Genomic DNA, 12,708 nt, shown 5'->3' on the forward strand with positions numbered 1-12,708 from the left:
CTCGCATTCATCAATGCCTGGACTATACCGCGCAGCCCCGGCGACTGTGAACGCAGGCGGCTTATTCAGTCTCTGAATGGCCAGTCACGTTCAATCCGTCGAGGGCTTGGGTTGTTCATACCGCGCATTGAACGCCTGGATGAAGCCGTTACGCAAAATCGCTAAAACCGCGGAGAACGCGCTGACATTTTGCTGGTGCACGCTGCCACTGAGTTCAACACGGGTGGCGAACTGGTTTTTGCTCTGGTTTTTCAGCACGGTTTCACTGGCGCCGACCACGGCCTCCCAGATCGAGCGGAAGATGTTCTTGTCTTTGTTTTCTACGTCTTGTTTCCAGTCGAATACTTCCACATCCCGCAGTAACGGCTTGATGTAGCCGGTCAGCTGGCCTTTTTCGGCCTGCGCTTCAATGACCACGTCACCCGTGCCGGCCTTGAAATCGAATTTGCCGTAGGCCGAGGCGAAGTCATTCATGCGTTTTAGCTGCAGGTCTTTGGCGCGGAAACGGAATTCGAACTCTTCGAAGTTGCTCAACGGGTCAAAGGTGGCGGTGGCTTCCAGCGGCGCCTGGCCCTGCAGCAACGCTTTGCCTTCAAAGCGCGCGTCACGCTTGCCTTTCACATCGACCACGTTGGTCAGGTTGTAGAAACTGGCATTGACCGAGGTGGCGTTGATGTTCACCTGAGGCTTGGAGTTGAAGTTGCGGAACGAGATCTTGCCGTCTTCAATACGCATTTCATTCAGGGTAATCGGCAGCAGTTTCCGCAACTGTTCCTGCCAGTCAGTACCTTTACCCGTCTGTGACGCCTGCTTGTTGGCGCCGCCGTCGACGAAGTTGACCTCCGGTTTCACGAAATGCCCCTCGGCGACCACCGCATGGTCGTACCACAGCGAGTGCCAGCTCACCGCAAATTCGATCAAGGGTGCGTTGACGAACGGGACGGGCACTTTGCCGTCGACCTTGACGATTTTGAGGCCATTGATGCGATAGGCACCACGCCACAAGGCCAGGTCAACATCAGTGACTTCGCCGCGGTAGTCACCCATGTCGGCGAGCTTTTCATTCAAATAGTTGCGCACTACATAGGGCAGCGCGATGTTCAAGGCAATCAATACCACCAGCAATCCGGCGACGGTCCATAGTGGCCAGCTGTAGCGACGTTTCATGGGGAGGGTCCTCTGTCCGTATAGGGGATGGACTGTTGCGAAGGGCGCAACGTTCCTCCGACTGGACGCTTTGCGGCACGAGGCATACCCTTGTGGCCTTCCTTGAATCGACCCATAGGACCCGTCATGAGCCGCATCTTTGCAGACAACGCGCACTCCATCGGTAACACGCCCCTGGTTCAGATCAACCGCATCGCACCGCGTGGCGTGACCATCCTGGCCAAGATCGAAGGGCGTAACCCAGGCTACTCGGTGAAATGCCGCATTGGCGCAAACATGATCTGGGACGCTGAAAGCACCGGCAAACTCAAGCCGGGCATGACCATTGTCGAACCCACCTCCGGCAACACCGGCATCGGCCTGGCATTCGTCGCCGCCGCCCGTGGCTATAAGTTGCTGCTGACCATGCCAGCGTCCATGAGCATCGAGCGCCGCAAGGTGCTCAAGGCCCTCGGCGCTGAACTGGTACTGACCGAGCCGGCCAAGGGCATGAAGGGCGCGATCGAAAAAGCCGGCGAAATTGTTGCCAGCGACCCGGCCACCTACTTTATGCCAGCCCAGTTCGAAAACCCGGCCAACCCGGCGATTCATGAAAAAACCACCGGTCCGGAAATCTGGAACGACACCGATGGCGCCGTGGACGTGCTGGTGGCGGGCGTGGGCACCGGCGGCACCATCACCGGTGTTTCGCGCTATATCAAGAACATTGCGGGCAAGCCGATCCTGTCGGTGGCTGTCGAGCCGATCGTGTCGCCGGTGATCACCCAGGCGCTGGCCGGTGAAGAGATCAAGCCCAGCCCGCACAAGATCCAGGGCATCGGCGCCGGTTTTGTGCCGAAGAACCTCGACCTGTCGATGGTTGACCGCGTGGAACTGGTGACCGACGACGAATCCAAGGCCATGGCCCTGCGGCTGATGCAGGAAGAAGGGATTCTGTGTGGCATCTCCTGCGGCGCTGCGATGGCTGTGGCGGTGCGCCTGGCCGAGAAACCGGAGATGCAGGGCAAGACCATCGTGGTGATCCTGCCGGACTCCGGTGAGCGCTACCTGTCGAGCATGCTGTTCAGCGATTTGTTCACCGATCAGGAAAACCAGGCTTGATATGTGTCAGCACTGACACCTTGGGCCTTCTGCATACTGGCCCAAGTGTTTATGATGCCCGGCGCATTTTTTCAGGAGTTGCTGCATGACCTTTTCTTTAGCGGCCAAGCTGTCGGTGTTGTTGGTGTTTATCGGCAGCACACTGTACGTGCACCTGCGCGGCAAGGCGCGTTTGCCGGTATTGCGCCAGTTCGTCAACCATTCGGCGCTGTTCGCCCCGTATAACGCCTTGATGTACCTGTTCTCGGCCGTGCCGTCCAAGCCCTACCTGGACCGCAGCAAGTTCCCCGAACTGGACGTGCTCAAGGACAACTGGGAAGTGATCCGCGAAGAGGCCATGCACCTGTTCGACGAGGGTTATATCCGCGCCGCCGAAAAGAACAACGACGCCGGCTTCGGTTCGTTCTTCAAGAAGGGCTGGAAGCGTTTCTACCTCAAGTGGTACGACAAACCCCTGCCATCGGCCGAGGCGCTGTGCCCGAAAACCGTGGCGCTGGTCAGCAGCATTCCCAACGTCAAAGGCGCGATGTTCGCGCTGTTGCCGGGCGGCAGCCACCTCAACCCACACCGTGACCCGTTTGCCGGTTCCCTGCGTTACCACCTGGGTTTGTCCACGCCGAACTCCGACGATTGCCGCATCTTTGTCGACGGCCAGGTGTACGCCTGGCGTGACGGTGAAGACGTGATGTTCGACGAAACCTACGTGCACTGGGTCAAGAATGAAACCGAGCAGACCCGTGTAATCCTGTTCTGCGACATCGAGCGCCCCCTGAGCAACCGCGTGATGACCCGCGTCAACCGTTGGGTCAGCAAGCAATTGGGCCGCGCCACTGCACCGCAGAACCTGGATGACGAGCGCGTGGGCGGGATCAACCAGGCGTACGCCTGGAGCAAGACTTTCAGTGACAAGTTCAGCGGTGTGGTCAAGCAGTGGAAGCGCAAGCATCCGAAGGCTTACCGCATTGCGCGGCCGGTGCTGGCGGTGGTGGTGCTGGTGCTGTTGTGGAAGTGGTTGTTCTAATCAGAACACGGTAAAAAATGTGGGAGCGGGCTTGCTCGCGAATGCAGTCTGTCAGTCATAGATGTTTTGACTGATCCACCGCATTCGCGAGCAAGCCCGCTCCCACATTTGTTTTGCAGTGTTACTTAAGAGGCGATCAGCTGGCGAAGCACATAGTGCAAGATGCCCCCGGCCTTGAAGTATTCCACCTCATTAAGCGTATCGATCCGGCACAACACTTCCACCTTCTCCGTACTCCCATCCTCCCGCGTAATCACCAGCGTCAGGTTCATCCGTGGCACGATCTCCACGTCGGTCAGCCCGAGAATGTCGATCTTCTCCTTCCCGGTCAGCTTGAGCGTCTTGCGGTTCTGATCCAGCTTGAACTGCAACGGCAGCACGCCCATGCCCACCAGGTTGGAGCGGTGGATCCGCTCGAAACTCTCGGCGATCACCGCCTTGACGCCCAGCAGGTTGGTGCCCTTGGCTGCCCAGTCACGGCTGGAACCGGTGCCGTATTCCTGGCCGGCGACCACCACCAAGGGCGTGCCCGAGGCCTGGTACTTCATCGACGCGTCATAGATCGCCATCTTCTCGCCAGTGGGGATGTACAGCGTATTGCCGCCTTCCTCGCCACCGAGCATTTCATTGCGGATACGGATATTGGCAAAGGTGCCGCGCATCATCACTTCATGGTTGCCCCGGCGCGAGCCGTAGGAGTTGAAGTCGCGCGGTTCCACGCCTTGTTCGCGCAGGTAGCGACCGGCGGGGCTGTCGGTCTTGATATTGCCGGCCGGGGAGATGTGGTCGGTGGTCACCGAATCACCGAGCAACGCCAGCACGTTGGCGCCTTTGACGTCTTTGATCACCGGCAGCGGCCCGGCAATGTCGTCGAAGAACGGCGGATGCTGGATATAGGTCGAATCCTCTTGCCAGACGTAGGTGGCGGCTTGTGGCACTTCAATGGCTTGCCACTGCTCATCACCGGCGAACACCTCGGCGTATTCCTTGTGGAACATGCCGGTGCTGACTTGGGCGACGGCGTCGGCGATTTCCGTGCTGCTTGGCCAGATGTCCTTGAGGTACACCGGGTTGCCGTCCTGATCGTTACCCAGCGGTTCGCTGCTGATATCGATGCGCACGGTGCCCGCCAAGGCGTAGGCCACCACCAGCGGCGGCGAAGCCAGCCAGTTGGTTTTCACCAGTGGGTGCACGCGGCCTTCGAAGTTGCGGTTACCCGACAGCACTGAAGCCACCGCAAGGTCGGCCTTCTGGATGGCTTTTTCGATCGGCTCGGGTAGCGGGCCGGAGTTGCCGATGCAGGTGGTGCAGCCGTAACCCACCAGGTCGAAGCCCAGCTTGTCCAAGTACTGGGTGAGGCCCGCCGCCTTGTAGTAGTCGGTGACCACCTTGGAGCCTGGCGCCAATGAGGTTTTAACCCAAGGCTTGCGCGTCAGGCCCTTTTCCACGGCCTTTTTCGCCACCAGCCCGGCCGCCATCATCACGCTGGGGTTTGAGGTGTTGGTGCAGGAGGTGATCGCGGCGATCACCACCGCGCCGTTTTTCAGGCGATAGGTGTGGCCGTCGTATTCGTAATCGGTTTCGCCCACCAGGTCGGCATTGCCCACGGCAACCCCGCCACCGCCTTCGCTTTCCAGGCGGCCCTCTTCTTTGTTGGTGGGTTTGAATTGCAGGTCGAGAAAGTCACTGAAGGCCTGGCCGACATTGGGCAGCGCCACACGGTCCTGCGGGCGTTTCGGCCCGGCCAGGCTGGCTTCCACACTGCCCATGTCCAGGGCCAGGCTGTCGGTGAACACCGGCTCCTGGCCCGCGTTGCGCCACAGGCCTTGTGCCTTGGTGTAGGCCTCGACCAGTTTCACGGTTTCGGTAGGACGGCCGGAGAGTCGCAGGTAATCCAGCGTCACCTCATCCACCGGGAAAAAGCCGCAGGTGGCGCCGTATTCCGGGGCCATGTTGGCGATGGTGGCACGGTCGGCCAACGGTAGATCAGCCAGGCCGTCGCCGTAAAATTCGACGAATTTCCCCACCACGCCTTTTTTGCGCAGCATCTGGGTCACGGTCAGCACCAAGTCAGTGGCGGTGATGCCTTCTTTCAATTTGCCGGTGAGCTTGAAGCCGATCACTTCCGGGATCAGCATCGACACCGGCTGGCCGAGCATCGCCGCTTCTGCTTCGATCCCGCCCACGCCCCAGCCGAGTACGCCGAGGCCGTTGATCATGGTGGTGTGGGAATCGGTGCCGACCAAGGTGTCCGGGAAGGCGTAGGTGCGGCCGTCTTCGTCCTTGGTCCACACGGTGCGGCCGAGGTATTCGAGGTTGACCTGGTGGCAGATGCCGGTGCCGGGTGGCACTACGCTGAAGTTGTCAAAGGCGCTCTGGCCCCAGCGCAGGAAGGCGTAGCGTTCGCCGTTGCGCTGCATTTCGATGTCGACGTTTTGCTCGAAGGCGTCGGCGTTGCCGAACTTGTCGACCATCACCGAGTGGTCGATCACCAGGTCCACGGGCGATAGCGGGTTGATGCGCTGCGGATCGCCCCCGGCCTTGGCCACGGCGGCGCGCATGGCGGCCAGGTCGACCACGGCGGGGACGCCGGTAAAGTCTTGCATCAACACTCGGGCGGGGCGGTACTGGATCTCACGGTCGGACTGGCGTTCCTTGAGCCAGGCGGCAATCGCCTTGAGGTCGGCGCCGGTGACGGTCTTGTTGTCTTCCCAGCGCAGCAGGTTTTCCAGCAGCACCTTGAGCGACATCGGCAGCTTGTCCAGGTCACCCAGGCTCTTGGCGGCTTCGGGCAGGCTGAAGTAGTGGTAGGTTTTACTGTCTATTTCCAGGGTCTTAAGGGTTCTCAGGCTATCAAGCGATGACATGACACGACTCCTTATGGTCCGCACGGCTACGGACCTGACGGGACGAACAGAGCTATCAACTTAGCCCTGTTTTCATTAGCAGGCTAATAACTGGACTCTATCGTTAAGTCCAAGGTTCCGAACTCCGTTATCATGCGCGGGTTTTCATGACAGGCATTGCGACAGCGCAACGTCAGTTGATTCACTTGGAGAGTTGATGAACACCCTTTTTATGCACTGCCGCCCGGGTTTTGAAGGCGAAGTCTGTTCCGAGATCGCGGACCTCGCCGCGCGCCTGAACGTTTCCGGCTACGCCAAGGCCAAGACCGGCAGCGCCTGCGCCGAATTTGTCTGCACCATCGAGGACGGCGCCCAGCACCTGATGCACGGCCAGCGCTTTGCCGAGCTGATCTTTCCACGGCAGTGGGCGCGCGGGGTGTTCATCGACCTGCCGGAAACCGACCGCATCAGCGTGATCCTCGCTCACCTGCGCGAGTTCCCGGTGTGCGGCAGCCTGTGGCTGGAGATGGTCGACACCAACGACGGCAAGGAACTGTCCAATTTCTGCAAGAAATTCGAAGTGCACCTGCGCAAAGCCCTGCTGAACGCCGGCAAGCTGGTGGACGACCCGAGCAAGCCGCGCCTGCTGCTGACCTTCAAGAGTGGCCGCGAAGTGTTCATGGGCCTGGCCGAGTCGAACAACTCGGCAATGTGGCCGATGGGTATCCCACGTCTCAAGTTCCCCCGCGAAGCACCCAGCCGTTCGACCTTGAAGCTGGAAGAAGCCTGGCACCACTTCATCCCCCGCGACCAGTGGGACGAGCGTCTGCACGGCGACATGACCGGCGTGGACCTCGGTGCAGCGCCCGGCGGCTGGACCTGGCAACTGGTCAACCGCGGCATGCTGGTGACTGCCATCGACAACGGCCCGATGGCCGAAAGCCTGATGGACACTGGCCTGGTGCAGCACTTGATGGCCGACGGTTTCACCTTCGTGCCCAAGCAGCCGGTGGACTGGATGGTCTGCGACATCGTCGAAAAGCCGGCGCGTAACGCCGCGCTGCTGGAAACCTGGATCGGCGAAGGGCATTGCCGCGAGGCGGTGGTGAACCTGAAGCTGCCGATGAAGCAGCGCTACGCCGAAGTGAAGCGCCTGCTGGAACGCATCGAAGACGGTTTCAAGGCGCGCGGCATCCGCGTGGAGATCGGCTGCAAGCAGCTGTATCACGACCGTGAGGAAGTGACCTGCCATTTGCGTCGGTTGGTGGATGTGAAGAAAACCAAGGCCCGGTAGACTGGCGGCCAGTTTCAGGAGTAGATCATGAGCGACATTTTCGACAGCGCCGTCGACGGCACCTTAGATGCAACAGGCTTGAATTGCCCGGAGCCCGTGATGATGTTGCACCAGCACATCCGCGACCTGCCTCCCGGCGGCTTGCTCAAGGTGATCGCGACCGACCCGTCCACGCGCCGCGATATCCCCAAGTTCTGTGTGTTCCTTGACCACGAATTGGTGGGTCAGCAGGAGCAGGCCGGTACGTACCTGTACTGGATCCGCAAGAAGTCCGCTTAAACCCGTGCCTTGTCGGCGCGGATACGTCGGCGTGCACTGCGCGCCAAGCGCACTAGCAACATCCCCGCCGCACAGCTCAGGCCCACGATCAGCCCTTGCCACAAGCCGCTTGGGCCGCTCGGCTCGCCCAGCCAATTCGTCAGCCCCAGGGCGTAACCCACCGGCAGGCCAACGCCCCAGTACGCGAACAAGGTCAGTACCATGGTCACCCGGGTGTCCTGGTAGCCACGCAGTGCGCCGGCTGCCGTGACCTGGATCGAGTCGGAGAACTGAAACAGTGCCGAGAACACGATCAGCATCGAAGCCAGGTGAATGACCACCGGGTCCGGGGTGTAGATCGCCGCTATCTGCTCGCGAAACAGCAGCATCAGGCTGCAGGACAGACAAGCGTAGGCCAGCGCCGTGCCCATGCCGACACCGGCGGCGAAGCGCGCTTCACGCGGTTCGCCGCGCCCCAAGGCCTGGCCGACCCGCACGGTGACCGCCATGCTCAAGGAGTAGGGGATCATGAACACCAGGGAGCTGACGTTCAGTGCGATCTGATGACCGGACACCACTGTGGCGCCCAGGCTGCCCAGCAATAGGGCAATCACCGCAAAAATGCTCGACTCGGCAAAGATCGCCACGCCAATCGGCAGGCCAATGCTCAATATGCGTTTGATCACTGCCCATTGCGGCCAGTCGAAGCGCTTGAACAACTCGCTGCTCTGGTAGACCGGCCCCCAGCGGGTCCAGACGGCCAGGCCGAGCATCATCGCCCACATCGAAATGGCCGTGGCCCAGCCGCAACCTACGCCGCCCATGGCCGGCAGGCCGAGGTGACCATAGATGAAGATGTAGTTCAGCGGAATGTTCAGCGCGAGGCCGAAGAGGCCCATGACCATGCTCGGCAGCGTGCGGCCCAGGCCGTCACTGAAGCAGCGCAGCACGTAATAGAACGCAATGGCCGGCATACCGGCGGCGATGCCATGCAAGTAACCCATGGTGGGCGCGATCAGGTCCGGCTCCACCTTCATTGCATGCAGGATCGGTTCGGCGCAGAGCAGCAGCAGTGAGCCGATGATGCCGACCATCAAGGCCAGCCACAGTGATTGACGCACCAACGGCCCGATCTCGCGGTACTGGCCCGCGCCGTAGCGTTGGGCGACTTTAGGCGTGGTGGCCAGCAGCGTACCGCTCATCAGCAGGTAGACCGGAATCCAGATCGAGTTGCCCAGGCCCACTGCTGCCAGGTCCTGGGGGCTGACGCGGCCGGCCATCACGGCATCGACAAAGCTCATCGCGGTGGTGGCCAGTTGGCCGACCATGATCGGCAGTGCAAGCGTCAGCAGGCCGCCGACTTCCCGGCTGATACGGGCGGGGCGGCTGAGGGTGGCAGAGGCAGTGTTCACGTACAGGTGTCCAATAAAGGGAAGCGCAAGGACGGCGGATTCTACGCCTTGACACATTGGTCAGGAAAAAACCTGTGTTAGGGATTTGTAAGCGCGGGCCGTGATCCCTGTACACTGCGGGTCCGCGAAAGGAGCCTGCCATGCTGATTGTTGCCGACGAAAATATTCCGCTGCTCGATGCATTCTTCCAGGGGTTTGGCGAGATTCGCCGAGTGCCTGGCCGTTCCATCGACCGCGCCACGGTCGAGCAGGCCGACGTGTTGCTGGTGCGCTCGGTGACCAACGTCAACCGCGCCCTGCTGGAGGGCACGAAGGTGCGCTTCGTCGGCACCTGCACCATCGGTACCGATCACCTGGACCTCGACTACTTCAAGCAGGCCGGGATCCAATGGTCCAGCGCTCCCGGCTGCAATGCGCGGGGCGTGGTGGACTATGTGCTGGGCAGCCTGATGACCCTGGCCGAAATCGAAGGCGCAGACCTCAACCAGCGCACCTATGGCGTGGTCGGGGCTGGTGAAGTCGGCGGGCGGCTGGTCAAGGTTCTCAAGGGCCTGGGCTGGAACGTGCTGGTGTGCGATCCGCCACGGCAGATTGCCGAAGACGGCGATTACGTCAGCCTGGAGCAGGTCATCGAGCAATGCGATGTGATCAGCCTGCACACACCGCTGACCAAGTCCGGCAACGGTTCCACTTGGCACCTGTTTGATCGCCAGCGGCTCAAACAGCTCAAGCCAGGCACCTGGCTGATCAACGCCAGCCGTGGCCCGGTGGTAGACAATGCCGCCCTGCGCGAGGTGCTGCTGGCGCGCGAAGACCTGCAAGCGGTGCTGGACGTGTGGGAGGGCGAGCCTGAAGTGGACGTGGACCTGGCAGATTTGTGCGTGCTGGCCACGCCGCATATCGCCGGCTACAGCCTGGATGGGAAGCAACGCGGCACGGCGCAGATCTATCAGGCGTTCTGCGCGTACCTGGGGCAGGAACCGAGTATTCAATTGAGTGATTTGCTGCCGCCGCCGTGGTTGGCCGAGGTGCACTTGAACGCGTCCACCGACCCGGCCTGGGCGCTGGCGACCCTGTGCCGCAGCGTGTACGACCCACGCCGTGATGATGCGGATTTCCGGCGTAGTCTGGTGGGAACAGTGGAAGAACAGCGTAAGGCGTTTGACCTGCTGCGCAAGAACTACCCGGAGCGCCGCGAGATTGATGGCTTGAAGGTGCGTATCAACGGTGAATCGGCGGCGCTGTCGAACATCATCAGCGCATTGGGCGCGGTGAGCGTTTAGACCCCCATAAAAAACCCGGCCACCTGGGCCGGGTTTGAAAGAGCGTCGGCGCTTCAGCCTTGCTGGGCAGGCTTGACCAGTTTTTCGTCCAGTTCGCGGCAGGCTTGCTGGATCATTTCCTCGGTGATCGTCACTTCCTCGCCCTTGGCGTTGATATACGAGCAAGGCAACTGCTGTGGCTGACGGATCACGTTAACGTTGGCATCGCTGCTGTTCTGCAAGGTCATGGCCTGTCTCCTCATCAGGTTGTGTACCCATTCTGCTTATCACTCTAAGCCGCCCGCGTGACCAGGCTGTTACAACTCCTTTCAAAGTCACCGGTTCGAATACCCAGTCGACCAGAAACCGCTACAAATTTCCAGCCAGGGATTAGACCGATAGCCTCTAGGGTTAGGTATCGGCGGGCATAATTAACCTGACTCATTGTTATTTACCCAAGTTCCCCCAATGTTGAAGACAGGTTCCTCATTGGTGATGCCCTCCATGTTCTCAGTCCGTCAACGCCGCGCGATCCGTCTGGCCAGCCGCTTCATCGCACCCTACCGCTGGCAGGCGCTCGGCGCCCTGTTGGCGCTGATCGTCACGGCCGGCATCACTTTGTCCATGGGGCAGGGCATCCGCCTGCTGGTGGATCAGGGCTTTATGACCCAGTCTCCGCACTTGCTCAACCAGTCCATCGGTCTGTTCATGGTCCTGGTATTGGGCCTGGCGGTGGGCACGTTTGCGCGGTTCTACCTGGTGTCTTGGATCGGCGAGCGCGTAGTGGCGGATATCCGTCGGCAAGTGTTCAACCATTTGATCTACCTGCATCCGGGCTTTTACGAGAACAACCGCAGTTCGGAGATCCAGTCGCGACTGACCACCGACACCACCTTGCTGCAGTCGGTAATCGGCTCATCGCTGTCGCTGTTCCTGCGTAATGCCTTGATGGTCATCGGTGGCATCGTGCTGCTGTTTGTCACCAACCCCAAGCTCACCAGCATCGTGGTGGTGGCGTTGCCGCTGGTGCTGGCGCCGATACTCATCTTCGGCCGCCGGGTGCGCACCCTGTCACGGCAAAGCCAGGACCGCATCGCCGATGTGGGCAGCTATGTGTCTGAGACGCTTGGCCAAATCAAGACCGTGCAGGCCTACAACCACCAAGTGCAGGACGAACAGCGTTTCGCCGTGACCGTGGAGGACGCCTTTACCACCGCGCGCAAGCGCATCACCCAACGCGCCTGGCTGATTACGCTGGTGATCATGCTGGTGCTCGGTGCCGTGGGCGTAATGCTGTGGGTCGGCGGCATGGACGTGATCAGCGGACGTATTTCCGGCGGTGAGCTGGCGGCCTTTGTGTTCTACAGCTTGATCGTCGGCAGCGCGGTCGGCACCCTGAGCGAAGTACTCGGTGAGTTGCAGCGCGCCGCCGGGGCTGCCGAGCGCATTGGTGAGTTGTTGCAGTCGAGCAACGAGATCCAGGCGCCGACAGCAGGCACTGTCCAGCTGCCGGCCCGCGTCAGCGGTCGCATGGAGGTGCAAGACCTGCGTTTTTCCTATCCCTCACGGCCGGACAGCTACGCCATCGACGGCCTTAATCTGACCATCAATCCCGGCGAAACCCTCGCGCTGGTGGGCCCTTCCGGCGCGGGTAAATCGACGATTTTCGACCTGTTGTTGCGCTTCTACGACCCCCAGCAAGGCCGCATCCTGCTCGAAGGCCATCCGCTCACCGAGCTCGACCCCATGGACTTGCGCCGTCACTTCGCCCTGGTGTCCCAGAGCCCGGCGCTGTTCTTCGGCAGCGTCGAAGACAACATCCGTTACGGCAACCCGACCGCCACCCAGGAACAGGTTGAAGCCGCCGCTCGCATTGCCCATGCCCACGACTTCATCCTGCAAATGCCCGACGGCTACCAGACTCATCTAGGCGACGGCGGCATGGGCCTCTCCGGCGGCCAACGCCAACGCCTGGCCATCGCCCGCGCGCTGCTGGTGGACGCGCCGATCCTGCTGCTCGACGAAGCCACCAGCGCCCTCGATGCCCAGAGTGAACACCTGATCCAGCAAGCGCTGCCGCAATTGATGCAAGGGCGCACCACGCTGGTGATCGCCCATCGGCTGGCCACGGTGAAAAACGCCGATCGCATCGCAGTGATGGATCAGGGCAAGTTAGTGGCTGTGGGTACGCATCAGCAGTTGATTGCGAGCAATGCGTTGTATGCAAGACTGGCGGCGTTGCAGTTCAGTGATGGACTTGAAGAACACGCATCACACTAACGTACAGTCCATAAAAAATGCCCGCATTTCTCAATGCGGGCATTTCTCTTGAAGCTTCAAACTTAAC

The 12,708-nt window shown here is 60.8% G+C and carries 10 protein-coding genes; 6 read left to right on the top strand and 4 right to left on the bottom strand.

The genetic code is table 11. From position 1 onward, the window contains the following. Positions 1-90: 90 nt before the first annotated feature. Positions 91-1,167, bottom strand: a complete 1,077-nt coding sequence (locus ACP7EW_RS12780; RefSeq protein ID WP_426217388.1) for a DUF748 domain-containing protein — start codon at positions 1,165-1,167, stop codon at positions 91-93. Between the two features lie 126 nt (positions 1,168-1,293). Here ACP7EW_RS12780 and cysK point away from each other — a divergent pair, with 126 nt between their 5' ends. Together cysK and ACP7EW_RS12790 are read left to right on the top strand one after the other, a co-directional pair. Beyond that, positions 1,294-2,268 (top strand): cysteine synthase A, encoded by a 975-nt coding sequence (cysK, locus tag ACP7EW_RS12785; protein ID WP_177076537.1) that lies wholly within the window; start codon positions 1,294-1,296, stop codon positions 2,266-2,268. An 85-nt stretch (positions 2,269-2,353) separates the two neighbouring features. Further along, positions 2,354-3,289, top strand: a complete 936-nt coding sequence (locus ACP7EW_RS12790; protein WP_426217391.1) for an aspartyl/asparaginyl beta-hydroxylase domain-containing protein — start codon at positions 2,354-2,356, stop codon at positions 3,287-3,289. Positions 3,290-3,414: 125 nt separating this feature from the next. Here the strand turns inward: ACP7EW_RS12790 and acnA are convergent, their stop codons facing one another. Further along, on the bottom strand, positions 3,415-6,156 hold the full coding sequence (gene acnA / locus ACP7EW_RS12795; RefSeq protein WP_426217394.1) for an aconitate hydratase AcnA: 2,742 nt from the start codon (positions 6,154-6,156) through the stop codon (positions 3,415-3,417). Between the two features lie 196 nt (positions 6,157-6,352). Here acnA and rlmM point away from each other — a divergent pair, with 196 nt between their 5' ends. Together rlmM and tusA are read left to right on the top strand one after the other, a co-directional pair. Continuing rightward, positions 6,353-7,429, top strand: a complete 1,077-nt coding sequence (gene rlmM / locus ACP7EW_RS12800; RefSeq protein ID WP_426217396.1) for a 23S rRNA (cytidine(2498)-2'-O)-methyltransferase RlmM — start codon at positions 6,353-6,355, stop codon at positions 7,427-7,429. Between the two features lie 27 nt (positions 7,430-7,456). Further along, complete coding sequence (tusA, locus tag ACP7EW_RS12805) at positions 7,457-7,708, top strand: sulfurtransferase TusA (protein WP_033902589.1); 252 nt, start codon at positions 7,457-7,459, stop codon at positions 7,706-7,708. Here tusA and ACP7EW_RS12810 read toward each other — a convergent pair. Then, positions 7,705-9,099 (bottom strand): MATE family efflux transporter, encoded by a 1,395-nt coding sequence (locus ACP7EW_RS12810; protein WP_426217398.1) that lies wholly within the window; start codon positions 9,097-9,099, stop codon positions 7,705-7,707. The two genes, tusA and ACP7EW_RS12810, sit on opposite strands and share 4 nt — an antisense overlap. A gap of 140 nt (positions 9,100-9,239) precedes the next feature. Between ACP7EW_RS12810 and pdxB the strand changes: the two genes are divergently transcribed. Beyond that, positions 9,240-10,382, top strand: coding sequence for a 4-phosphoerythronate dehydrogenase PdxB (gene pdxB, locus ACP7EW_RS12815; protein WP_426217400.1), 1,143 nt, complete (start codon positions 9,240-9,242; stop codon positions 10,380-10,382). A 53-nt stretch (positions 10,383-10,435) separates the two neighbouring features. Here the strand turns inward: pdxB and ACP7EW_RS12820 are convergent, their stop codons facing one another. Beyond that, positions 10,436-10,609 (bottom strand): PA1571 family protein, encoded by a 174-nt coding sequence (locus ACP7EW_RS12820; protein WP_033902586.1) that lies wholly within the window; start codon positions 10,607-10,609, stop codon positions 10,436-10,438. 247 nt (positions 10,610-10,856) lie between these two features. Between ACP7EW_RS12820 and ACP7EW_RS12825 the strand changes: the two genes are divergently transcribed. After that, positions 10,857-12,641, top strand: a complete 1,785-nt coding sequence (locus tag ACP7EW_RS12825) for an ABC transporter transmembrane domain-containing protein (protein WP_426217402.1) — start codon at positions 10,857-10,859, stop codon at positions 12,639-12,641. Positions 12,642-12,708 lie beyond the last annotated feature (67 nt).

This window comes from Pseudomonas sp. DWRC2-2 (assembly GCF_049897885.1).
In the GTDB taxonomy this organism is placed as follows: domain Bacteria; phylum Pseudomonadota; class Gammaproteobacteria; order Pseudomonadales; family Pseudomonadaceae; genus Aquipseudomonas; species Aquipseudomonas azotoformans_A.

Coding starts and splice junctions, on each gene's coding strand:
- ACP7EW_RS12790 (WP_426217391.1), top strand. CDS start 2,354: ATGACCTTTTCTTTAGCGGCCAAGCTGTCGGTGTTGTTGGTGTTTATC.
- tusA (WP_033902589.1), top strand. CDS start 7,457: ATGAGCGACATTTTCGACAGCGCCGTCGACGGCACCTTAGATGCAACA.
- ACP7EW_RS12825 (WP_426217402.1), top strand. CDS start 10,857: ATGCCCTCCATGTTCTCAGTCCGTCAACGCCGCGCGATCCGTCTGGCC.
- cysK (WP_177076537.1), top strand. CDS start 1,294: ATGAGCCGCATCTTTGCAGACAACGCGCACTCCATCGGTAACACGCCC.
- ACP7EW_RS12820 (WP_033902586.1), bottom strand. CDS start 10,609: ATGACCTTGCAGAACAGCAGCGATGCCAACGTTAACGTGATCCGTCAG.
- rlmM (WP_426217396.1), top strand. CDS start 6,353: ATGAACACCCTTTTTATGCACTGCCGCCCGGGTTTTGAAGGCGAAGTC.
- pdxB (WP_426217400.1), top strand. CDS start 9,240: ATGCTGATTGTTGCCGACGAAAATATTCCGCTGCTCGATGCATTCTTC.
- acnA (WP_426217394.1), bottom strand. CDS start 6,156: ATGTCATCGCTTGATAGCCTGAGAACCCTTAAGACCCTGGAAATAGAC.
- ACP7EW_RS12780 (WP_426217388.1), bottom strand. CDS start 1,167: ATGAAACGTCGCTACAGCTGGCCACTATGGACCGTCGCCGGATTGCTG.